The organism is Natronincola peptidivorans (assembly GCF_900111615.1).
GTDB classification, from domain to species: domain Bacteria; phylum Bacillota; class Clostridia; order Peptostreptococcales; family Natronincolaceae; genus Natronincola_A; species Natronincola_A peptidivorans.
The window spans coordinates 53,468-77,064 of record NZ_FOHU01000003.1; the positions used below are offsets into that span (position 1 = coordinate 53,468).

The following is a 23,597-nucleotide window of genomic DNA, read 5'->3' on the forward strand; positions in this document are numbered from 1 at the left end:
AGGGTTTTCTTTCATAAAGACATACTTATTATAAATAATAAGTATGAGTGAAATCTCTAAAAAATTTAATAAATATGAATTGTTGAATTATTTTAATATAAATAAAAAAAAATATAAACCACCTAAAAAGGTGGTTTATGTTAACTAACTTTTATTTGTTGATTGTCTGCTCCAATGGTGATTTCTACTGCTTCTGTTAGAATATCTGAATAACTATAGGACACTCTCCTAACGGAATTATAGTCTCCGTTGATTTTCACTACGAATATACTCGGATAAGTGTTTTCTAGAATACCTTCACGGATCATTGTTCTCTTACGACCTTTATTGGCCTTTAGTGTCACTTTTTGTCCTACAAAACCTTCGATATTCTTTCTTATTTCATTCAAGGTATTTCTATCTGCCAAACCATCACCTTCTTTCACATCTCTAACAATATATATAATACCACATTTCAAAAATGTTGTCAATTGCTTTAACAAAATATTATACAATGTTTTACCCTAGATTGTCAATTAGTGTTTTAAAGATTTTTTTAAAAAATATTTCTTTTTATTCCATAATTTAAGAGACAAAATTCCAAAAAAACACCTTTATGTTTTGCTTTTTTTACAAATAATGATAATCTCCTGTAGCACAGCCATGGTATTTAACGATTCCTTTCGCAATTGCTACGGCAGCCTTTTCTTTAAAATCTTCTTTTCTTAACAAAGCTTCTTCTTTGGGATTGGAAATATACACGATTTCAATATGAAGAGCACTTACCTTTACATCTCTCAATAAAAAAAATTCCGCTGTCTTTACACCCCTATTAACAGTCTGCAGTTCTTTTGTTATTTCTTCTATTATTTCTCTTCCTAGTTTATTCGCTTCTTTATCTCCTCGATAATAATAAATCTCTGTACCTGAAATAGTAGGGTGTTTGAAATAGTTTTGATGAATCGTAATGAAAAAATCTGGTAAAATTTTATTTGCTATAGCAGCCCTTTCAGTGATGGGAAGATAATCATCATTTTCCCTGGTCATATAAACCGTTGCCCCTAGGCTTGCAATTTTTTTCTTTAAATACCAACATATATCTAAGTTGATGTCCTTTTCTCTTAATCCTGTAGGTCCAATATGATCTTCTCCTTTTTCACCTCCATGTGCTGCGTCTATTATTATAGTCTTTCCCTTCAATGGTTTTTCTATGTTGTTTTTTTTCATTATTCTTAAAACTATTCCTGTATAATAATAATTTAGTATTTCTGATGCTTTTTTTCCTTCCCTTGCCATTTGGTTAGCACCATATTGGCAAAGTCCAACACCATCTCCTTTACCAGTAGTAAAGAACCTGATTTTTTTTGGTTTCCAGCTAAATCGAGTTGAGTTTAATTGTAAAAGCTTCATAAGTTCTTTCCCTTGAAATTCTTTTCCTGCAGCCTTTAGCTTTGTTATCCTTCCTTCCTCGTCTCTGTGAATATCGTAGAATACATTCTCTATTTCCATAGTTTTTGTAGCATTTTCCTTAACAAACTGAATTCCTAGTTTTTTTTCTATTTCTTCAATGGATATATCCTTATAGCTATGAATATATGGAGCATCTTGACAGTAACAACACAGCACTTTTCTTAGATATTGCACAATATTACCATCAACATTTTCACTGTTTTCAGTAGCACCACCACAAACCATATGAAATCTAGCATCTATTGGTTTATTGTTAAAAAAAATCACAATGCCTTTTGTATCATCAATGGCTTCATCTAGAATGGCCTTATAGTCATCATATTTATTTCCCCATATTTGCTTATATGCTTCTAACGACAGGTAGCCATTAAATTCCTCTAAGGAGATTTCTGCTTCTGGCGATACCTCTATACCTTCTTCACCAAATGTTTTCAACTTCTTAGCCAAAATAGTTCTCATAATAATGCTCTGGCATTTTAATGCCTCTATATGAAAAGTTAGCGGCATACTCCAAGCCACCAGCGATTTTACCATTTCTTCTAATGGTTCCTCTGCAATCTTTTTTTCATCGGGATGATATATATTTATATAAATTATTTCATTGCTTTCCTTCAACTCCTTTACCCCCTTATTCTTTTGAATTATGCAAATTTAAATTATTTTAACTTGAATCTATACTGTAGTATATAATATGAAATAATCTAAATCCTTGTGCATAACTAAGACTTTCATTGCATAGTATAACCCCTTAAATTTTTAAGGGGTAAAGAAATATAAGGACTATTTTTTTGTTTTAAGTATTTCTGTTAAGATTTCCAAGCCTTTTTGTACTTCTTTCTTTTTATCCTCCTCTAACTCTACTAATACTCCAGTGATGGAATTTAATAATTTTTCCTTTATTTCTGTTACTTTTTCTTTCCCTTCTTCTGTTAAGCTGACATATACATTCCTTCGATCCTTAAGGGAGGCGCTTCGTTCCACATAGCCCTCTTCCACCAGTTTATTAAGAGCTGAGGTCATAGTTCCTTTGCTGACTTCTATAGCTTCACTAAGACAAGACATATTGCATAGGCCTTGTTTGCTGATAATAAATAAAACCTGAAACTGTGATAGGGTTAACCCTACATCTCCCTTAACTTGCTTATATTGATAACGCATCCAACTCCCAAAGGCTATATAAAAATTTTGTAATTGTTTTCCAATTTGTTCCTCCTTCAATCTTATCAACCTACCTTTCTTCTATGCTATTTATTATATACCGACTTGTAATGCATTTTCAATCACAAACATTTTGAGAATAGAAATATTTGCTTGTCAAAATATATTTTATACTATATAATAATAATTAGCAAAAATTGTATATTGTATATTAGGTAAACTAAATTTGAAGGTGGTTATACCCTTTTTGAGATATATAAATTTTTTTACAATCAAAAATTTTCTATACTCTATATTATTATAAAAGTCCCATATAAATACTTCAGGGGGGATTCTATGAAATGTCCAATTTGTGGTAATCAGCATACAGGCAAGCTTAGTAAATCTAGATACTTCTGCAGCATCTGCTTTATAGAAATATTTTATTCTAAAAAGCAGGAGCTTCAAATATTTAAAATTTTAGAGGACGGCTCAGCCTTTCCCGTTTCCATTATGGAGAATAGCTAGCCCCCTTCCTTAAAACAGGAAGAGGGTTAGCTATTTTAGACTGTTGAAAAACCTCCATCTTCTTCGTTACTTCAAAAACCCAGCACCTTTACGTATTACGTATACGCTACAGTCGCTGGGTTTTCTTGCGCCTTGAATCTGAAGATTTTTGAACAGTCTTGAGGTTGTTGACTTTTTCAACAACCTCAATAGCTAGCCCCCTTCCTTAAAACAGGAAGAGGGCTAGCTATTTCATTCTATTCTATCGATTCTAGCAGCTGCTGCCATATTTCAGGGAAACGATAAACTGCTTATTAAACCAATTTTTTATATAGTCTACTGTTACTTCTTCAAACTGTTGATCTAGGCCTTCATCCACTACAAACTTCATACCCTCAATCTCTTTTACTACATCAGTATCTTTAATCTCATCCAGAGATATACCAAACTTAGGACCACCTCAGCCAAAACCATTGGTATGAATCCTAACAGCTTTATGATTTATGTTTTGCTTAAGAATCTCTTCTTTTGCTTTTTCCGATAAACTAATTCTCATGATAATCCCTCCTAAATTTACACCCCCATCCCATAGGGGTGGATTACTTTTATTGTATTCCTTTTCTTTATAAAAGTCAATATTTACAATAATAAAATAGTTGGATTTTTATTCATTTTGTTGTATAATTGTATTTGTTACAAATTTGTTAGTTCCTGAATATATCCATATATTTTATTTTTTTCCTGTTTTTGTTTTGTATTTTTTATCATACCCACTTTTCTGTTTTTATTAACAAAAAATGGTATGAAGTTAAGCATTTTTCTTGATTTTATCTCATAAATATAAAACAAGCCGCCTCTTTCATCAGTATTTGTTGATGAATTGATTGGCATTTGAATTTTCTGATTTTTTATGTTATCATTATACAAAATATGTTAAACTCAAAGCCAATACAAGAAAGAGGTGGTATAATAAAATATAGGTTACTTTAGGATTATTATGTTTTTTTAGCTTTTATTTTATGAAAAACTTTATAAGGAGGAAGAAAGTATGAGTATGAAACCGAAAAAACAAGCTACTTTGCTACACGCACTAATTCCTATTATAGCACTAGTTCTCATTTTATCTACTTCTATTATTGTATTTGGGCAAGATCCCCACATTCCATTAATCGGCGCCACCATCGTTGCTGTTATTGTTGGCATCTATATGTTGGGCTTTACATGGAATGAACTGGAAGAAGGTATGATTGATACCATTAAAATGGCCATGCAGGCAACCTTAATTTTAATGGTGATTGGTAGTATTATCGGTACATGGATTTTAAGTGGTACCGTTCCAACCATGATTTACTATGGACTACAGATTCTATCTCCTGGTATTTTCTTAGTTGCTACTGCTTTGATTTGTTCTATTGTATCTTTATCAACTGGTAGTTCTTGGACTACTGCTGGTACTGTAGGTATTGCTTTATTAGGTATCGGTATGGGTCTTGGCATGCCTGTTGGTATGGTGGCGGGAGCCATCGTATCTGGAGCTTACTTTGGTGATAAGATGTCACCATTATCTGATACAACAAACCTAGCGCCAGCCATGGCTGGAACTAATCTTTTTGACCATATTCGAAGTATGTTATACACCACCGTCCCTGCCCTAATCATTTCTCTTATTCTTTATGGAATTATAGGTGCAAGATATGCTGGCCAAGCATTGGACGTAAGTCAGATTAATGAAGTACTAGGAGCGATTTCTGGTAACTTCTTTATATCCCCACTATTATTAATCCCTCCAATTTTGGTTATCTTGATTGTTGTTATGAAGGTTCCTGCATTACCTGGCCTTATAATAGGTGCAGTTTTAGGTGGAATCTTTGCAATGGTTTTCCAAGGCGCTCATATCGGAGATGTTATTGAAGCTGCTCATTATGGATTTGAAATGGAATCAGGTGTAGATTTAGTGGATAGTCTTCTAAGCCGTGGTGGATTAGACGGTATGATGTGGACAGTATCTTTAATCTTGATTGCACTAGCCTTCGGTGGTGTAATGGAGAAAACCGGTATGCTGCATGCTGTTGGTGAAGCAATACTAAAATTCGCTGACTCAACTGGCTCACTAGTTTTAGCTACAGTTCTTACTTGTTTTGCAGTTAACCTATTATCTGGAGAGCAATATATCGCTATTGTTGTTCCTGGTAGAATGTATAAAGATGCTTATAAAGAAAAAGGTATTCATCCAGCAGTCTTATCAAGATCACTTGAGGGTGGAGGTACTGTAACCTCTGCATTAATACCATGGAATACCTGTGGTGCCTTTATGATGGGTACTTTAGGCATACATCCATTTGTATACGCACCTTATGCATTCTTTAATCTATTGGTACCAGTAATTAACGTAGTATTTGGTTTCACAGGTATTGGTGTGAAAAAATTGGATGAAGCAGCTCAGGTAGATACTGCAAAATAGTTTTATGATGTTATCTATTATGCTTAGCATAATTCATGGAGCCCTTTTAATAAAGGGCTCCATTTTATATTTTCAAGCTCTATATAATTTTATGCAATTCTGTGGCATTAGCTTTTCACTATTTAAATACATATGACTGCAGTTTCTCCTGTAGATTATATTGGTTGAATTGTTAAAGCTGTCCGCCTATTAGCCGTCTATATTTGAGGATGAGAATAGGATTGAATGATTACAAAATAAGACCTCGAGATAATCTTTCCCGAGGTCTATGTTCATCTATAATCCTACTGCATCTTTTACAGCGTCTATGGTTCCTTGACTTGAAATAGTGGCTCCTGTGATGGCATCTATTTCTACCGATTGGGTTGATAGAATTTCTTCTATAGTGTTTAGGGCTGCAGTATCTCCTAACCCTTCTGTATCATTGATTTCTATTAACTGGATATTGGCTATGCTTCCATCTGCTACTTCCACCATAACCTTGATATCTCCATCAAATCCTGTTCCTACCCCTTCATACTCTCCGTCTTCAAGGGTAATGGTAACAGGTGCTGCTATCATACCTAAGGCTGCTTTTACGGCCTCAATGGTTCCTTGACTTGATGCAGTAGCTCCTGTGATGGCATCTATTTCTACCGATTGAGTTGAAAGAATTTCTTTTATTGTATTTAATGCTGCAGTGTCTCCAAATCCTTCTGTATCATTGATCTCTACCAGCTCAATATTGGCTATGGTTCCATCTGTTACTTCAACTAGTACCTTGATATCATCATAATATCCTGTGGCTACCCCTTCATACTCTCCATCCTCTAGGGTAATGGTTATAGGTGCAAAGACCTTTTCAACTTCTTCTTCCTCTGAGGTAATGCCTAATGCATTCTCAACAGCTCTCATGACAGCATTACTGGACATAGTAGCTCCAGATACAACATCTACTTCAGTTGATTGTGACTCAAGAATCTTTTCAATAGTAGCCTCTGCTGCATTATCACCTAGTCCTACGGTTTCATTCATTTCTAGTATTTCAATTCCTACAATTTCTTCCTCTAATACTTCTACTCTTACCCTTATTTCTCCGCCGTATCCTTCTGCTGAGCCTTCATAAAACTCACCAGCTGGGCTACCGAAGATGGTAGTGCCTCCAAATAATATAATCATAGCTAGTAAAGGCAACAATATTATAGCTATTTTTTGTTGTTTTATCAAATGATCCCACCTCCTATAAATAATTACAGTCACATATACTATAATACCACAAATTTGCTTGTCTTAAAACATTTTTATATAATAATTATTCTTGTAAAACCTGGGTGATTGCTTATTTCTCTCAGTAGATTTTTTATATATACCCATAAACGCAGAAAAAAACCAGTATTTCAAAACCATGGTAAAAAGAGGAGCACTTTTGTCTGTACTGTTGCTTCCCTCATAATAAACCACCCTTCTATTCAATAAATAGTCAATCTATCTTTCTAGATAATTATTCTATCTCTTTCTATCCCCATAGAAGTAATAGTTAAGACAAAGTTACCTATTGTTATGCTTATGTTATAGATAAGCAACCCCATGATTAAATAAATAATGCTAAGGGGTACATTTGCAGAACATGACCATAACTCCCAGTGAATGTAGATGAGAAATACGTTAAGCAATCTGTATGTTTGAGGGTAGCCAGGTTGCAGATTGTAGGATTTTTCATCCAAGTGAGCTGTAGGAGTTATTCATGGGCGAAACCGTAACGTGTGTATTATTTATTTAAACTCAAAATTGCTTATCTATAATTGAAGTTCATAAAACCAATTGTTTTTTATGTTTTTTTTGGTATAATACTTAATAACGCTTAGAAAGTAAGCTGTGAATATACAAGGAGGATTATTATGTCAATTTTTATTTTTGGTCATAAAAACCCTGATACTGATTCTGTTGCATCTGCAATTGCTTTTTCTTATTTGAAAAACAAATTGGGTGTAGAAACAGTTCCCTGTATTCTAGGGGATATCAATAAGGAAACAAGTTTTGTTTTAGATTACTTTCAGCTACCTATTCCCCATTTGCTGGATAACGTGAAGGTCCAGGTTCGAGATCTGCAATATAACTTTGATAAAGGTGTTTTGGGTGATGCTTCTATCCTAACGGTCTATAGATTAATGGAGAGCCAAGGATTGCAGACAGTAGCTATAGTGGATAAGGAAAATAAGCTCCAAGGGATTGTCAGTATGAAGGATATCGCTATGGGGTTAATCAAGGGAGATTTTTATCACTTGGAAACCTCTTTAAGCAATTTAATAGAGGGTTTAGATGCTAAGGTTTTATCCGGTAGTGCTGTGGATTTTGATGGAAAGCTTTCTGTTCTTGCCTATTACTATAAAACCATTGCAGGAGCTTTAAGTGAAGAGGATATTATTATTGTAGGAGATACCTATGATGTTATTGAAGAAGCCATACAAGCTAAGGTTCAATTGATTATTGTTACAGGTGATAAGACAATTCCTAAAAAATATATCCATATGGCGCAGGATAAAGGGGTGACCATGCTGTCTGTACCTATGGATACCTATTATGTATCAAAAATTATTAATCAATGCAGCTATGTATCTACGATTATGCGAAGAAAAAATATTGTTCATTTCCATGAAAATGATTATCTAGAGGAGATTAAAGAGGAAATCATTAATACGCATTTTAGGAATTATCCTATATTGGACCATGATAATACCTTTTTAGGCTTTATTAATAAAAAGCATATTCTTAATCCTCAAAGGAAAAAGACCATCCTTGTGGATCATAATGAGTATGCCCAAAGTGCAGAAGGCTTAGAGGAATCAGAGATTCTTGAGATAGTAGACCATCATAAGCTGGGTGATATCTCTACCTCCATGCCTATCAATTTTAAAAATAGTGCCGTAGGAAGTACTTGTACTATTATCTATTGGTTGTTTAAGGAATATAATATAGACTTGGACAAAAAAATTGCTGGTGTCTTACTAGCTGGTATTATTTCTGATACTATGTTTTTTAAATCTCCTACCACCACCTCTATCGACAAAAAAGCCGTGGAGGAATTAAAGGAAATCCTTGATTTAGATGTGGAATCCTTTGCAATGGATATGTTTAAGGTGGGAACTTCTTTAGAAGGTCAAAGCATTGAACAAATTTTTTATAAGGATTTTAAGGAGTTTAATTTGGCAATGCACAAAACTGGTATTAGTCAAGTGTTTACTTTAGATATAGAGGATGTCTTTAATCGGAAGGAATCTTTTATAGAGTTTATTCAAAAAACCCATAAAAACAATCAATATGATATCACGTTACTATTGATTACCGACATCTTGAAGGAAGGCTCTTATATCCTGTATCAATGTAGAAACAGTCATCTTATTTCTTCTGCCTTTCATGTGGAAAATAAGCAGGGGGTTTTCGTAGATGGTGTGGTTTCCCGTAAAAAGCAAGTGATTCCTATGCTTCTAGAAGCACTGCATCTAATAAAATGACCTAGTTTCCATAAGCTGAAACTAGGTTATTATCTGAACTTCTTTAGCAACGCCTTCATTACTTCATCAAAGGGGACATGTCCAATCTGGGATAATACTTTATCCATTTCGCTTTCTTCTTCTTTTTTAAGAGTTCCTGCTAAGACAATATCTACGTTTTGGTTTCTATCAATTACAACAGAGCTTACTTCTAAGGTTCCTGCTAATAATGCTAAAATCACTAGTGTCTGGGAAGGCGTTAAGGTTATTTTTTCATTCTCCCCTTCACAATTATGACGAACTGCTTTCTTATCTATTTCTAATTTATTCATTACTGCCTTAGCCAAACTATCTAATTGATCCGAGGAAAACATCCTACTCCCCCTTTGCATTTCCTATGGGATAATAATTGGTGCTTCTGGTAAGGATACTTCTACAGCTTTGCCTGAGATAAAAAGGTATAACAGAGCAACAGTAATAATGAGAAGAACATTTCGTTGAAAATCCTCTAACTTGGACAAAAAAATCACCTCATGTTTCAGTGTATATTAGTATTATATTAATAAACTCTATGTTTGCTACCTGCAATTTTTAGATGCACTGTTCATCAGAAAGCCTCAGAAAAAGTCTAATAATAGGATACATCCCTAGGTTTTTCAGTGAAATTCCTACTATGTTTACCTTAATAATCATGGGTAAATTTGAAAACTGAAGCGTTGGTAGATTCCAGTGCTTAAATTTATTATTCTTTGGTATAATAATAATAATGATTTTTTTAGGAGGGATTTCATGAAGCTTCAATACTTAGGACATTCTGCTTTTTACTTAGAGACTTCTACTATGAAGGCTTTAATCGACCCTTTCATTAGTGAAGAGGTAAAGTCTTTTGATTTTCAAGATAAGGAAATTACACATATTTTTGTTACCCATGGTCATGGTGACCACATGGGAAGCACCATTACAATAGCAAAAAAGTCTGGTGCTACCGTTATTGCCAATTATGAAATCTGTATGTATTTGCAAAACCAAGGTGTTAACATTCATCCTATGCATATAGGTGGCAGGGTCACTTTAGACATAGGAACAATAAAAATGACCCCGGCCCTTCATGGTTCTGGTATCGAAACAGAGGAAGGCATCCTGTATGGGGGTAACCCCTGTGGCTTTGTGATTGAAGCAGATGGTAAAAAGCTCTATCATGCAGGGGATACTGGATTAACCATGGATATGCAGCTTTTGGCATCAGAAAAAATAGATCTAGCTTTAGTCCCTATCGGAGGCAACTTTACAATGGACGTTGTTGATGCTGTCAAGGCTGTAGAGTTTATTCGTCCAAAAACTGTGATTCCTATACATTATAATACCTTTCCTGTTATTTCCGCCTCTGCAGAAACCTTTAAATCCAAGGTTTTAGGTGCTGATGTAGTAATCATGAAGGTGGGAGAAAGCTATAGCTTCTAAATCAACAAAATCAAAAGGCTTCAAAAACAATTAGGTGAAGGTTCAAGGAAACCCAGTACCCGCAATGTGTATGCAATCACACGTAAGGGTGTTGGGTTTTTTATGGTTTGGTAAATGTTTTTCATAAGCTCTTTTTCTTTTTTACCTATACTTTTTCAAAGTTATTTCATATAATAGAATGAGGATTAATTCATTATCCTAGTTTCTTTACAGTACAAGGAGGGTTTTTGTGACAGATAGAAATAAAGGCATCTTATATATGGTTTTGACATCTCTTTTCTTTGCCCTCATGGCAGCCTCAGTTAAATTGTCTGGAGATCTACCCACGATGGAAAAGGTTTTTTTCCGTAATCTTGTAGGCTTCATGACCTCTGGTTATCTTATTTATAAATCTAAGGAATCCTTTAAGGGTAATAATACCAAGCTGTTATTATATCGTTCCATCTTTGGTTTGATAGGAATCTTCTTTTATTTTTATGCCATCGATAGACTTCCTTTAGCAAATGCAGTTGTTTTGAACCAAATGAATCCTTTTTTTGTTTTGATTTTTTCCTTTCTATTCTTAGGAGAAATTATCTTAAAGCTGCAGGTAGCTGCAATTTTTATTGCTCTTACTGGTGTATTGTTTATTGTTCGTCCGGGGTTTGATTATACAGTACTTCCTGCTGTTATCGGTCTTTTGTCAGCAGTTTTTGCTGCTGCTGCCTATACCACAGTCCGCCATCTACGTTTAACGGATTCTCCTCAGACTATCATTTTCTACTTTACTGGCATAACTACTCTGACTGCAATACCTTTTATGATATTTGGAGAATTTGTAGTTCCAAATTTTTTTCAGTTTTTAGCCTTAATCTCTGTGGGAGTTTTTGCTACTCTTGCTCAGTTTTTCATGACCCATGCCTATCGTTATGGAGAGGCAGGAGATTTGTCTATTTATTCCTACGGTAATACAGTGTTTTCCATCTTTATAGGCATTATTCTTTGGAAAGAACTTCCTGATTTATTAAGCTTTATTGGAGTAGCTTGTATTCTATTGGGAGCATATTTAAATTATCGAGCAAAACAGAATCCACTTTAAGTTTTTTGCACTTTCCCTATGCACCTACTTTCTTTATGTAAAGTACTGAATATGTCCATAGGGAAAGTGTTGCTTTATTAGCTTTTCAATATATTCTTTTGCTTCTAATGCTTCCTCTTTACTATAAACATATTTAACTCTTCCGTATTTTCCCCACTTTTTTAATCTTTTGTCTGGGTCCATTTCTAAATTTGTATTGGGGAATCGTTCTTCTATTATCTTTTTTGCATTCATTGTAAATCGATGCTGAATAAGTTCAAAAGTAATCACGCTTTTTTCTTTAAAGGAAAGCCGTTGATGCAGTCTTTCTATTAAATCCCTATATCCTTCCTTCCAATTCTGATGAAGAATAATAGGAGCAATAATAAAGCCTAAAGGGTAGCCCGCTTTAGCTATTTTCTCTGATGCCTCTAATCGATCTTCTAAGGAGTCTACATTATGCTCAAAATTTTTAATAACATACCTGGAGTTTATACTAAATCGAAAACGAGTATGTTTGTTATGCTTAGCCTCCAGTAGAGAATCTACATTGCTGAATTTTGTTACCAGCCTCAATCTTCCCTTCTCTAATTTGCCAAAATGCTCAATGGTATCCTTTAAGGTGCCGGTGATATGCTCCACTGCTAAAGGATCTCCAGTACTGGCAGCTTCAAACATAGTAGTATCAGGAAGTTTTTTTTCAATATATTGGTCTATAGTTTCAAATAACTCATCGATATTTACATATATTCTTACATAAGGCTTGCTTCCCTGGGTTGTAAATAAGTAACAATATTCACAGCTGCCGGGGCAGTTGGTCATCAAGGAAAATTGATAATCGGCAGATGGTTTGCATACTTCTAGTTTCATACTCCTTTTGGTGCCTACAATTAAAGTTTTTTTAGCGGCTGCATATTTTGCCTTTTCATCCTTTCCAGGCAAATCTCTAACTTGATTGTGTGAGGTGGTCTCTAAGATAGGGATCTGTTTATCATCACAAAACTTTAATACTCTCTTGCCTATCATTGTCTCCTTTGCCGAAGGCTCAAAGTATACTCGATCTGGTATCCATAGTTGCAAAAAAATTCCTCCTTTTTCTCTTTAGTTTTTCACATGGAACAGAAACCATACAAAAAACTTCCTACTTGTTCAATAGGAAGTTTTTCTATCTCTAAACTGTAGCCCATCTGCCAACAGTTTTTGTTATATAGGATTGTGGATATATTTCTTTAAAAATTTTGTAGTAGTATAATTCTTCTTTGGATCTAATGTTTATCTTATCTTTTAGAAAGATTTCTAGTTTTTCTTTTTGAAAAGTTTCATCTGATATAACTTGCTCCGAGTAGCTTTGCATCTCATCCTTGGCACCACTGCCTTCAGAGAATTCTTCTTTATTTCTCCAAAGAACATCATTGGGCAAATTGATTTTTCCATCAAAGGCTTTTCGAAGAATCCATTTTTCTATCTGGGTGTCTCCATTACCATAAATCTTCCAGTTTGTTGGAATGCTAAGGGCATAATCCATCAGTTCTTTATCTAAGAAAGGCGCTCGAACGTCGACAGAGTTAGCCATACTCATCCTATCTCCTCTTTGTAGACCTATATTATGAACACTTTGTAGTACTCGTATTACTTCTTTATCTAAGGCTTCAGTATCTTTAATATTTTTAAGATACCCATAACCATTAAATAATTCATCCGCCCCTTCTCCTGATAATACTAGTTTCACGTGCTGAGCCGCTAATCTAAATACAAAATAGCATGGGATAGCACTTCTCACTAGCGATGGATCAAAGGATTCCAAGTAATAGATAATCTTTGGTATGGCTTCTACTAACTCTTCTTGATTGTAGATATATTCATGGTGATCTGTTCCCAATTGCCTAGCAACTTCTCTAGCTCTAGGGATATCATTAGAGTTCTTTGAGCCTACACAAAATGATTTGAATTTTTTACCTTTAGCTTCCGCTGTTGCCACTGCTGCTATAAGACTACTATCTAATCCACCGCTGAGCAGTAGCCCAACAGGTACATCTGCCTCCAGCGTCTTTTTGATGGCTTGATTGGTTAGTTTTCTTATGTTTTCTAAAACTGCTTCTCTATTTTCTAATTTCTCTGCTATCCTCTTTTTAGGAAAAGAAATTTTATTGTATTCTACAAAGCCTTCCTCTGGTGTATAATAGTGACCAGGGGGAAATTCTTCTAACTCATCTACTAATTTATATAAAGACTTTAGCTCTGATGCAAAAAATATTTTCCCGCCTTTTTTTCCAAAATATAATGGTTTAACACCTAGAGTATCTCTGGCTGCAAATAATTTTGACTTGTCTTTCCCTTCATCTATAATAATAAAAGCAAAATTTCCATCTAGAAAGTTTAATGCCTCTATACCATATTGCTGATACAATGATAATATGGTTTCGTTTTGTGCTTCACTAATAAAGTCATGATTTTTCAACATTTTTTTTCTTAAATCCTTATGGTTATAGATTTCACCATTGCATACAATATAGGTATTCTCTTTGTTGGTAAATATAGCTTTGCCTTTACTGTTGATTTCCATTACTGGTAGTCCCTTATATCCTAGTACAAAGGTCTCTTCCTCTACTATACTCTCTTCTTCTGGGCCCCTATGGTTCATTTGCTTCAATATTTGGGGCATCAAATCTCCTTCGGGAGAGTTTTCTCCACTAATTACTGCAATACCTGACATTTTATAAATCACCTCTCTAATTTAATACTCCAGTACATTGTATCCTAATTGTTTTTCTATTACAAAGCTGCTGATCCTGTCTTAGATTGAACTAGTGACTTTGAAATAGCATGTGAGGTGATAGAGTATTACCTTCGCATATTTAATCATTCATGGACCCTTCTTCTTCCATATCCTCTAAATCGGTACTTTTATTCATTTTTCACCACCGCCACAAAGTTGGGCAATAATTTAAATCTGATAATCTCTCCTGTTTTTATGTTCTCCTCAGGGTGAATATGCATTAGGAGATCCACCTCTTCTCCTGCTGAGGTGATGGTTATGACGGCATCAATAGTTTCTCCTGTGTAGGTAAATTCTTTAACTCGACCTTCCATATGTCCATTTGCATCTTTTATTATGCTATCTGGCCGGATAGAGATACATACCTCTTCCCCAGCACACATACAGTGACTATGATTGCAGGAAACCGAGCCTAGTGTATTGGTAAAGACAGATAAGCCGTCGTCACTGATTTTGCCCTTTATGATGTTTGATTGTCCTATAAAGGAGGCAACAAATTTGTTTTCAGGATATCGATAGATTTCTCTAGGAGTACCAATTTGCTCTAAAACCCCATCCTTCATTACTGCAATTACGTCGGAGATTGCCAGGGCGTCTTTTTGGTCATGACTAACAAAGATGGCAGTAGCTCCTGCTTCTTTAAGAATTCGTTTTACTTCCACCCTCATAGTCACCCTTAAATCAGCGTCTAAGTTACTAAAGGGTTCATCTAAAAGCACCACAACTGGTCTCCGTGCCAATGCCCTAGCTAAGGCAACTCTTTGCTGCTGTCCCCCTGATAATTCATAGGGATATCGTTTTTCAAACCCTTTTAAGTTGACTAATTCAAGGACCTCCATTACTCTGCTTTTACGGTCCTTTTCCTTATAACCAAATCCTATATTATCAAAAACATTAAGATGGGGAAATAGTGCATAATCTTGAAAAACCATTCCCACCCCCCGTTTTTCTGGTGGTACCCAGGTATTTTCATCACTAACTATCTTACCAGCAAGAGAGATGCTTCCACCTTCTGCTCTTTCGAATCCTGCTATCAAACGGAGGGTTGTTGATTTCCCACACCCACTGGGTCCAAGTAATGTAATAATTGACCCTTTCTCTACATTTAAGGAAAGATTTTTTACAGCTGGTTCATTGGTGCCAAGATAAGTCTTTGAAACTGTTTTTAGTTGAATATCATACATACTTCTCACCACCTTAATATTTTTTTAGCATATACTGTAACGGAAGAATCGACACTATAACAATTAACAAAGCTGCCGGTGCGGCCAGGTGATATACTGCTTCAGCAGCCTCAAAGTAAACACGAACTGCTAAGGTGTCAAAGCCTGGTGGCCGCAGCATTAATGTAGCTGGAAGTTCTTTAATGGAGCTTACAAAAACCAGTGCACCCCCAGACAATACCCCTGGCAGCATATTAGGAAGAATTACCTTAAGCATTACCTTCCATGGCGGGTACCCAAGGCTTCGTGCTGCTTCATCTATTCTTGGTGATAAGAGGCTTAGAGAAGCTTCCCCTGCCTGCATAGCCTGTGGCAAGAACCGAACAACAAAGGCTAATGCTACTATATAAAAAGTACCATAAAGGATAGGTAGATGATTATTAAATATAAAAACAAAGCCTAAAGCCACAATAACTCCAGGCAGGGCATATCCTGCATAGCTTAACTTATCAATAAAACTTGTGATGATAGATGGATAACGGGCCTTCAAATAAATAATAGGCATAGCAAACAGCATACATATCAATGCCGCAAAGCTAGAAGCTTTAAGACTATTGAGAGCAAATCCAAAGAATCGTCCATCAAGGGCCCCCATACTGATTCCAATCTTCGACCAATAAACAAGAACGCTAATAGGCAATAATACAGATAAAAAAAATATTAAGCTGACATAAAATACTACAATGGGTTTCCATTTCCCTAATTCTAAAGTCAATGGTTCTCTATAGGTATTTGATGTTTGATAATACTTATTTTTCTTCCTGGTCTTTGATTCCATCCACAGTATAATGATAGTTAGAAAAATAAGGACCAAACTTAATACAGATGCAGATGCAGTATCAAAGGCAGCCCTCTGAAAGTAAATAGCGGCAGTAAAGGTAACATATCGCAGGGTAGCAATTGCACCGAAGTCTCCAAGTACATAAAGGGATACCAGAATGCCTCCTGCTCCAATTGCAGGTCGCATCAGGGGTAGATTTACCTTCCAAAAAACTTCTGAGGCACTGAACCCTTGAGAGTAGGCAGCTTCTTCATAGTTTCGATTCATTTTCCTAAGAGAAGCACTGGCTATTAAGTATACATAGGGATAGGTAAACATGGTCAAGACAAAGAATACCCCCCAAAAGGAATAGATATTAATGGAATAATCTCCAAAAACATTTACTAACCAAGCGGTGTCCCTCCATAGATCTCTTGCCCATCCACTGCGACCAAAAACGATAATATAGGTAACAGCTCCAACATAGGGAGGTATTGTTAGTGGTATTGCCAATAGCCACCTCCATATTTTTTTCCCTGGTATGTCAGTCCTAATAACAATCCATGCAAGGGAAACGCCAATTATTATGGTGCTGGTAGTGACAGCAGCTGTTAAAGAAAGAGTGTTCCATAATAGTTCTGGAATTCTCTGATCTAGGAGCCGAAGCCAACGATTTGTTCCAGCAAAGAGAGAGCGCCATACCACGTAAACAATTGGAATAGACATAATCATTGCTATACTAAGTCCAAATACAAGCAGTCCTGTTCCTGGAGGATTTTTTTTCCATACATGCAGCCATTTTCTTCTAAAAAAACGGAGAAGGGTTGGAGAAAATCTTTCCCCAACCTTAGCATTATTATTTAGTTGTATTATATTCTTGATACCCATGATGCCATCTCCTATAATAGTGAAATTTTCTTATTTTAAGTCTAAATCTAATCCTGAATCTTCAATCAGAGCTTTAGTGTCTTCAAAGTAATTACCAAGCTCTTTGATAGGCATATCTTGAACTTTTAAATCACTAAAGTTTATAATTTTGGACTCTACTTCAGCAGGATAAACCGCACCATATTGTGAGTTAATAAGCTGCTCTAGTGACTCTCCTACGAAGGCTACTTGATTTTCAGGCAGTAATAACCACTCAAGAAAAATAGCTCCGTTGTCTGCATTAGGTCCACCTTTAACAAGTCCTACACCTGCTGCGTTAGCAACGACTCCCATTTGACCTTCTCCTTGATCAAGATAAATAAAGGCTACATTGTTGTTTTGAGGTTCTACTAATTGTTGATGAAAGTAGTAGTTATTCACAAGACCGAAGGCATGCTCACCAGCTCCTACTGCTCTACGAATGTCACCATGTCCTTCGTAAATACCTGCTGCATTCTCCTTAATTGCAGTAATCCAATCAGTTGTTTTCTCGTCACCCCACTGATATCTAAGAGCTGAAACATGTCCAATCATGCCACCATTACCACCACGAGTAATTGCATATCCATTTTCTACTTCTGCCCAATTAGCATCGAATAAATCCTCTATACTTTTTGGCATTTCTTCTTCGGTAATAAGATCCTTGTTATAAATAAAACCACGAGACCTAGCTGAAATTGCAAAATATGCATTGTCATCAGCTCTAAAGTCTACAGGAATGGTTTCAATTCCTTCCGGGTTTGATCCTTGTAATAACCCCTCCATATGTAGGTATCCTAAAGCACCAAGATCATTTGAGATAAAGATGTCTGCTCGTACATTATTTTTTTCCTCAAGAATTTGCAACGGATTCGCTCCATGTAAAGATAAAACTTCTATTCCTGTTTCTTCTGAGAACTTATCAAGTAGTGCTTGGACAAACCTTTCATTTCTAGCTGAATAAACCACTAACTGGCCTGCTTCCTCTACACTTGTGCCAACTCCCTCTTCATCTGGCGCTGCAACCGTCTGGCTACTGCAGCCAATAGCAGTAATTGCCAAGATACCCATCATGATAAATGCTAAGATTTTTTTCTTTGTGAACATTAAATTTCCCCCTCAGTTGTCATTAATTATCAGTATTAAATGATAAGTGTTATCATTCCTTTCTTATTATATACCTTTTGATAATTATTATCAATAATATTTTTTTGTGACAATTGTCACTATTGGACAATAAAAAAACCTAATCATAAAATAGTTATAAACTATTTTACAATTAGGTTTTATAAAAATTTATTCCTTGGGTGCAGTGCTAAATCTCGCTGCATCACGTGCCATTGCTATCGCCTTGAAGCTTTTTATTATTCTTTATCTCTAGCTGTCTATCGATGAATCGGACTACCAAAAGTCTAAAAATGGCAAATATAGGAACTCCTAGGAACATTCCTAATACCCCTGCCAGCTTCCCTCCTACTACGATGGCAAATATAATCCAGAAGGGTCTTAATCCTACGCTGTCTCCTAATATTTTAGGTCCTAAGATCAGTCCATCAAACTGCTGTAGTGCAAGGATAAAGATAAGCACCCAGATAGCTTTTATGGGACTATCAAAAAAGGTAATAATGGTGGCTGGTATACCTCCAATAAAGGGTCCAAAGTAAGGAATCATATTGGTAATGCCTATAATAGCACTTAGTAGTAGAGCATAGCGGATATTCATAATGCTTAAACCTATTAGACAAATAACACCTATAATAAAGGAATCTAGAGATTTCCCAATGATAAACTTGCTGAAGAGTTCATCTGCATCCCTGCCAAAATCTTTGATTCTATCTACTTTTTCATCCTTCATGATGGCTCTTAAAAATTTCTCTGAAGCTTCTTTAAAGGATTCTTTGTCCGTCAGCATATAAAAGGAGATAATTAATCCTAGTAGAAAATTTAAGACTCCCGAGGTAACATTCATAACACTAACAGCAAAGTTTTCTAGTAAATATTGTAATATCTGACTCGTTCGATTAAAAATATCCTTTACATTTTGCTCGATATATTCTGCAATGTTATATTGACTTTCTAGTCCTAAGTCCTTTGACCAGTATTCTAGCCAATCACTGGTCATGTTGAGATACTCAGGTACTCTTCTAACAATTTCTCTTATATTGTTGCTGATTTGTGGTGCTACAAATACTATTAACATAGCAATGAAACTAATGAGAAGTATATACACTGTTAAAATACTTATCATTCTATGGAACTTATATTTACCCACAACAAATTTTGAGTGGCTATATAGATTCTTTTCAAACCATCTCACACCAGGGTTTAAAATATATGCTATAAATCCTCCTATAATAAAGGGGCTCAATATTCTTCTTACCCAGCTGAAGCTTCCAGAAAAGCTGCTATATATAGATTTTAGGTTGTCTAACACTTGGTAAAAAATAATGGCTAAAATAATTGTAAGACTGGCATATAGAGAATATTTTAAATACTGCTTATCCCATTGTATCTTCACAACGATCCCCCTCTTTTTAAAATATACTGTAACTATCTTCCTTTGGTGTAGTACTAGGTCTCATTCCATTATACATGATTTTGTACTATCAAGCTATCATTATTGGTAAAATATCGTCGAATCATGGAGGTATATCTAGTAAATTAGTGCTGCAGGTTTATTGGAGGTATTTCCCCTTTATAGGGTGAAATCACTAAGCCTTTTTCTGTAGAATAGGTGGCAAGAAAGATCTCTTTTGTACTTGTATAGCCTTGTTGTTTTATCATCGTAATGATATCCTCTCTAGATAGTTTTAGTATATCTAAGCTTTTTTCATCTATCCTTCCCTCCAGAACAATAATGGTGGGTATGCCTTCCTCTTCTGGTATAATAGACATATCCTTTGGAGTTAATGGTTGTACTTCTGTCTTTTTTAATACGGTTAATTTGCCATTTGATTCGACTATAGCATATTTTACATCATTAAAATTAAATATGTCCTTTTCTCTAAGCATCATTAATACTTCATCGATAGAATACTTAATATCCTTTATGTTTTTAACAATAAATCTTCCATTTTCTATAATAAGGGTTGGTTCAAAGGAGATGAATCTACCAAACCTTCTATGCTTCAACACCCATCTGCTGACGATATTTTGCAAAAGGGCTAAAATAATAATAGCAAATATTGTAGGCATATGCTCTATATCTGGATCTGCAATATCTGCACCTACCACTGATCCCATGGTAATAATCACCAAAAAATCAAATACTGGCAGTTCTCCAATAGGACGTTTTCCCATAATGTATACGGTAAGTAATAGTAGAAGGGGTAAAATCGTTATAATTCTCAAGAAAATTGTGAGGTAATCCTGCATCTTTTATTTACAACCTCCTTTATCCATCAGTATTGCCTATAAAACAATTTTTTCTACATTTTTCCTGGAGGTTATTTAATTGCATAAAAACACCAACCCTTATAGGTTGGTGTGTTGGTGTCAGACTGAAGACAAAGCATGAAGCTTACTTACAAACCCGATTTTTAAAACTTAAGTAAATGATTAGGGAAGTTAAAATAAAAGAGCGTAAGATAATCAGATAAGAGTTTTCAACTGTTTGAGCGTAGCGAGTTTTGAAAACTCCTGATTGTCTTTAAGCTCATTCCTGCCCTGGTCCTGAGCGGATTTACGTAGTTTTAAAAATGTTAGGGTTTGTCTACAAGCTGACACCAACCCTTATAGGTTGGTGTTTTTTTCTACGATATAGTTTGGTACCGTAAAGCATTCTACAATACTTCCAATAATATTTTCTCTACCGGTACGGGTATAAATCCCCTGTAGCTTTTCATTGTACATAAATAAGCCAATGATATAATTGTTTTCAATAAATGCTACATCCTTATCCTTGAACATCGCCATTGGTATGTTGGGTACTTGACAAAATTGCTGTAATAAATACTCTTCCTTTGCTTCATTTTTTATTATCCTTCTCCATTCCTCTACGGTAAAATCTCTTCCAATATATACGCCGCAGGAAGCGTACTTATCTGTTGGTTTTAATACGAGCTGGTCCTTGTTTTTAATAGTGAAATCAACCAATTCTACATTTTCTCCATCAAAGGTGGTGGTGTAAGGAATATGTTCTTCAACAAACCGACGCTCCTCCTCTGATAAAAATGGCGTTTTTAGAGGGTCATGCAGAATGCTGAAGATTTTTTTGTTGTGAATAATTTGAGAGCGTATGGGACCTACCACACATACTGCTCCATCTAGGTAGGCCTCAATAAAATCCTGCACTGCTGTTTCATTATGAATTATTTCCCATGTTACTGCCCTCCGATAAATACAATCAATAGGAAAGTCTCCATAAAACAGTTTACCTTCTTTATATTGTAAATCTCTAATATCCGCTATGACGGTAGGACATCCTCTTTTCTCAAAGGCCTTCTTAAACTCTGTAAACTCACTAGGTACTGTTGAAGAAAAGAAATCTACAATGGCTAGTCTAGGTTTTTCCTCTCCGCCTTTAAACTGTTTATAGTTATTCAGCAATGCATCTACCCATGTATCAAAAAACTCAAAGGTAGTAAAGCTATAATCCTTCTTTAATTCTTTTATGGCTAGGGACCTCTCCATTATCCATTGTAGCTCTCTAGCTTCTACCATTCCGGAGGAGCCATCTGCATTCAGTTCGCAAAATTGAAAGCTGCCGTTATAATGATAAAAGATATCAAATCTTCCCATAGGTACAGGGATAGCATAGCCTGGGTCCTTGAGTATCATTTTTTCAAGCAATGGTGTAAACTCAAAATTTTTTCTGAAGGCTTCATTGCTTAAATAATGATTAATAACCTTTCTTAATATCTTCATCAGCATAGTTGTCAATGCTTGAAATTTTTCAAAATCCTCTTTGCTTAGGAACATTGGCTGGTATAAAAATTCTACTGGTTTACCCTTGTACTCAGCAGGTGATTGCCCTACTTCTTCAAAAACTTTTTTATAGTCCTTTATGTAGGCTTCTTTGTTGTTTAAAACATTGTTATGATATTGAGAAAACACTTCACTGATGGTGGTCATGGGTTATTCCCTCCCAAATTGATTTAGTCCACACCATTTAAAAGCTTCCATTCCTTTAGAAGCCATGTTTGATTTTATCACAAGGGCAGGATTTTTCTTGTTTATAATTAGTTTTTCTAGCGGCAGTAGATACGGCTTCTCTGATTCATCTAAACCTTTTTTTGCTAGGTCAAATAAGATAGGTACAAAATCTTTAACCGCTTTACATTTAAATCTTCCTTCAAAGCCTTTTTCCTCTATGGCTTTTTTTGCACATCTTACTTTTTCTTCCTCTGTAGATTTAGCCAGCTCATATAAATAATTTAAAGCCATATCATTATAAAAAATCCCTTTTATTAGAGCTACATAAGCCATGTTTAGTGGATAGGGTAGAGCATCTCCCATCCGGATTTCTATATAGGTTCTAATTCTTACGTCTGGAAAAACCATAGATAGTATATGGTCTAGTTCCTTCTCAGTAGTATCAGCATTGATTAATTCCTCAGCCTTTTTATCATAGGTCCTAACAGCTTCTCCGTCCTTCATGATAAATATTGGGGGTGTATCTAGTATATACTTGGCATAATCTTCATAACCAAAGGTTTTGTTTAAGGAGTTAGGCACAATACTGCTTCTATCCTTATCAGTATTTTCCCAAATCGTACTTCTAATACTGTTTTTTTTATACAAATGCCCTTCAAAGACTGGTGCATTATCAGTAATTAAATGTAGTAGAGGTGATAAGAAATTTGCTACTCGAAATTTCTTTATGAAATCTTCTTCATTTTTGTAATCAATTACTACCTGTAGAGAAGCAGTCCCCTTCATCATGTTATGAGCATAGATCCCCTTTGTTTGAAAATATTCTGCCATATATCCATAACGTTTCTTGGGATTAAAAGGTATATCTTTGATAGAGGTTTTGGGGTGGTATCCTATGGCCATTAATAGTTGATTTTGTTCCTCTAGTATAGGGATAATTTTCTTTAAAAAATCAAGATAAATGGTTTCTACTTCCTGTAAGCTGCTGCAGGGCTTTATGCTAATCTCCAGTTGTCCTCCTGGCTCCAATGTAATAGCAGCTTCCTGGTCTCCTAAGCCCACTACATAATCTCCTTCATATTTTGGTTCATATCCCTTTTTAATCAGCTTTTTCAATATGCTTTCGATACCTTCTTCTTCATAGTAGGTGACAGATTCCATGCTGTCCTTTTTTACTATAATATGTTCCAGCTCTACTCCAATTTTTAAGCTTTCTTCAGGTTTTTCTCCACTTTTTATAAATGCAGCAATCTGTTTTACCTGTTTTTCATACTCCATTGTCTATTCACCTCTATC

21 protein-coding genes are annotated in these 23,597 nt (G+C 35.3%); 5 read left to right on the plus strand and 16 right to left on the minus strand.

Features of this window, described 5'->3' with window-relative positions:
• Positions 1–140: 140 nt before the first annotated feature.
• The 3 genes from BMX10_RS04730 to BMX10_RS04740 all read right to left on the minus strand — a co-directional run bounded on the left by BMX10_RS04730 (position 141) and on the right by BMX10_RS04740 (position 2,667).
• Complete coding sequence (locus tag BMX10_RS04730; protein ID WP_090440827.1) at positions 141–407, minus strand: Veg family protein; 267 nt, start codon at positions 405–407, stop codon at positions 141–143.
• A 202-nt stretch (positions 408–609) separates the two neighbouring features.
• Positions 610–2,064: an N-acetylmuramoyl-L-alanine amidase gene (locus BMX10_RS04735; protein WP_090440161.1), complete on the minus strand. Its 1,455-nt coding sequence runs from the start codon at positions 2,062–2,064 to the stop codon at positions 610–612.
• A 165-nt stretch (positions 2,065–2,229) separates the two neighbouring features.
• The gene (locus BMX10_RS04740) at positions 2,230–2,667 is read right to left on the minus strand and encodes a MarR family winged helix-turn-helix transcriptional regulator (protein WP_090440167.1); all 438 of its coding nucleotides are present in this window, start codon (positions 2,665–2,667) and stop codon (positions 2,230–2,232) included.
• Positions 2,668–2,943: 276 nt separating this feature from the next.
• Between BMX10_RS04740 and BMX10_RS17935 the strand changes: the two genes are divergently transcribed.
• Positions 2,944–3,114 carry a hypothetical protein gene (locus tag BMX10_RS17935; protein WP_170834684.1) on the plus strand — a complete coding sequence of 57 codons (171 nt, stop codon included), beginning with the start codon at positions 2,944–2,946 and terminating at the stop codon, positions 3,112–3,114.
• A 250-nt stretch (positions 3,115–3,364) separates the two neighbouring features.
• Here the strand turns inward: BMX10_RS17935 and BMX10_RS18565 are convergent, their stop codons facing one another.
• Positions 3,365–3,649, minus strand: a complete 285-nt coding sequence (locus BMX10_RS18565) for an iron-sulfur cluster biosynthesis family protein (RefSeq protein ID WP_408633571.1) — start codon at positions 3,647–3,649, stop codon at positions 3,365–3,367.
• A 492-nt stretch (positions 3,650–4,141) separates the two neighbouring features.
• Here BMX10_RS18565 and nhaC point away from each other — a divergent pair, with 492 nt between their 5' ends.
• A complete protein-coding gene (nhaC, locus tag BMX10_RS04750; RefSeq protein WP_330387809.1) occupies positions 4,142–5,554 on the plus strand; it encodes a Na+/H+ antiporter NhaC in 1,413 nt (470 codons plus the stop codon).
• A 276-nt stretch (positions 5,555–5,830) separates the two neighbouring features.
• On the opposite strand, the gene BMX10_RS04755 is transcribed toward nhaC, so the two are convergent.
• Entirely contained in the window at positions 5,831–6,760 is a 930-nt protein-coding gene (locus tag BMX10_RS04755) for an FMN-binding protein (RefSeq protein WP_090440173.1), read from the minus strand.
• A gap of 671 nt (positions 6,761–7,431) precedes the next feature.
• Here BMX10_RS04755 and BMX10_RS04760 point away from each other — a divergent pair.
• The gene (locus BMX10_RS04760; RefSeq protein ID WP_090440176.1) at positions 7,432–9,045 is read left to right on the plus strand and encodes a putative manganese-dependent inorganic diphosphatase; all 1,614 of its coding nucleotides are present in this window, start codon (positions 7,432–7,434) and stop codon (positions 9,043–9,045) included.
• Positions 9,046–9,074: 29 nt separating this feature from the next.
• Here BMX10_RS04760 and BMX10_RS04765 read toward each other — a convergent pair whose 3' ends face one another.
• Positions 9,075–9,398, minus strand: coding sequence for a hypothetical protein (locus BMX10_RS04765; RefSeq protein WP_090440180.1), 324 nt, complete (start codon positions 9,396–9,398; stop codon positions 9,075–9,077).
• A gap of 21 nt (positions 9,399–9,419) precedes the next feature.
• Positions 9,420–9,545: a hypothetical protein gene (locus BMX10_RS18425; protein WP_280140738.1), complete on the minus strand. Its 126-nt coding sequence runs from the start codon at positions 9,543–9,545 to the stop codon at positions 9,420–9,422.
• Between the two features lie 268 nt (positions 9,546–9,813).
• On the opposite strand from BMX10_RS18425, the gene BMX10_RS04770 reads away from it, so the two are divergent.
• Positions 9,814–10,485, plus strand: a complete 672-nt coding sequence (locus BMX10_RS04770) for a metal-dependent hydrolase (RefSeq protein ID WP_090440183.1) — start codon at positions 9,814–9,816, stop codon at positions 10,483–10,485.
• 229 nt (positions 10,486–10,714) lie between these two features.
• Positions 10,715–11,563 carry a DMT family transporter gene (locus tag BMX10_RS04775; protein ID WP_090440186.1) on the plus strand — a complete coding sequence of 283 codons (849 nt, stop codon included), beginning with the start codon at positions 10,715–10,717 and terminating at the stop codon, positions 11,561–11,563.
• A gap of 33 nt (positions 11,564–11,596) precedes the next feature.
• Here BMX10_RS04775 and splB read toward each other — a convergent pair whose 3' ends face one another.
• The 9 genes from splB to BMX10_RS04820 all read right to left on the minus strand — a co-directional run bounded on the left by splB (position 11,597) and on the right by BMX10_RS04820 (position 23,579).
• Positions 11,597–12,622, minus strand: coding sequence for a spore photoproduct lyase (splB, locus tag BMX10_RS04780; RefSeq protein ID WP_090440189.1), 1,026 nt, complete (start codon positions 12,620–12,622; stop codon positions 11,597–11,599).
• A 91-nt stretch (positions 12,623–12,713) separates the two neighbouring features.
• Positions 12,714–14,255, minus strand: a complete 1,542-nt coding sequence (gene asnB / locus BMX10_RS04785) for an asparagine synthase B (RefSeq protein ID WP_090440192.1) — start codon at positions 14,253–14,255, stop codon at positions 12,714–12,716.
• 191 nt (positions 14,256–14,446) lie between these two features.
• Positions 14,447–15,502 (minus strand): ABC transporter ATP-binding protein, encoded by a 1,056-nt coding sequence (locus BMX10_RS04790; RefSeq protein ID WP_090440195.1) that lies wholly within the window; start codon positions 15,500–15,502, stop codon positions 14,447–14,449.
• A gap of 13 nt (positions 15,503–15,515) precedes the next feature.
• Entirely contained in the window at positions 15,516–17,189 is a 1,674-nt protein-coding gene (locus BMX10_RS04795; RefSeq protein ID WP_090440198.1) for an ABC transporter permease, read from the minus strand.
• A gap of 30 nt (positions 17,190–17,219) precedes the next feature.
• A complete protein-coding gene (locus BMX10_RS04800) occupies positions 17,220–18,314 on the minus strand; it encodes an extracellular solute-binding protein (protein ID WP_090440201.1) in 1,095 nt (364 codons plus the stop codon).
• A gap of 223 nt (positions 18,315–18,537) precedes the next feature.
• On the minus strand, positions 18,538–19,725 hold the full coding sequence (locus BMX10_RS04805; RefSeq protein WP_090440203.1) for an AI-2E family transporter: 1,188 nt from the start codon (positions 19,723–19,725) through the stop codon (positions 18,538–18,540).
• 143 nt (positions 19,726–19,868) lie between these two features.
• Entirely contained in the window at positions 19,869–20,582 is a 714-nt protein-coding gene (locus BMX10_RS04810) for a YetF domain-containing protein (RefSeq protein ID WP_090440206.1), read from the minus strand.
• Between the two features lie 357 nt (positions 20,583–20,939).
• Entirely contained in the window at positions 20,940–22,280 is a 1,341-nt protein-coding gene (locus BMX10_RS04815) for a glutathionylspermidine synthase family protein (protein WP_090440209.1), read from the minus strand.
• A gap of 3 nt (positions 22,281–22,283) precedes the next feature.
• Entirely contained in the window at positions 22,284–23,579 is a 1,296-nt protein-coding gene (locus tag BMX10_RS04820) for a glutamate--cysteine ligase (RefSeq protein ID WP_090440212.1), read from the minus strand.
• Positions 23,580–23,597: the final 18 nt, after the last annotated feature.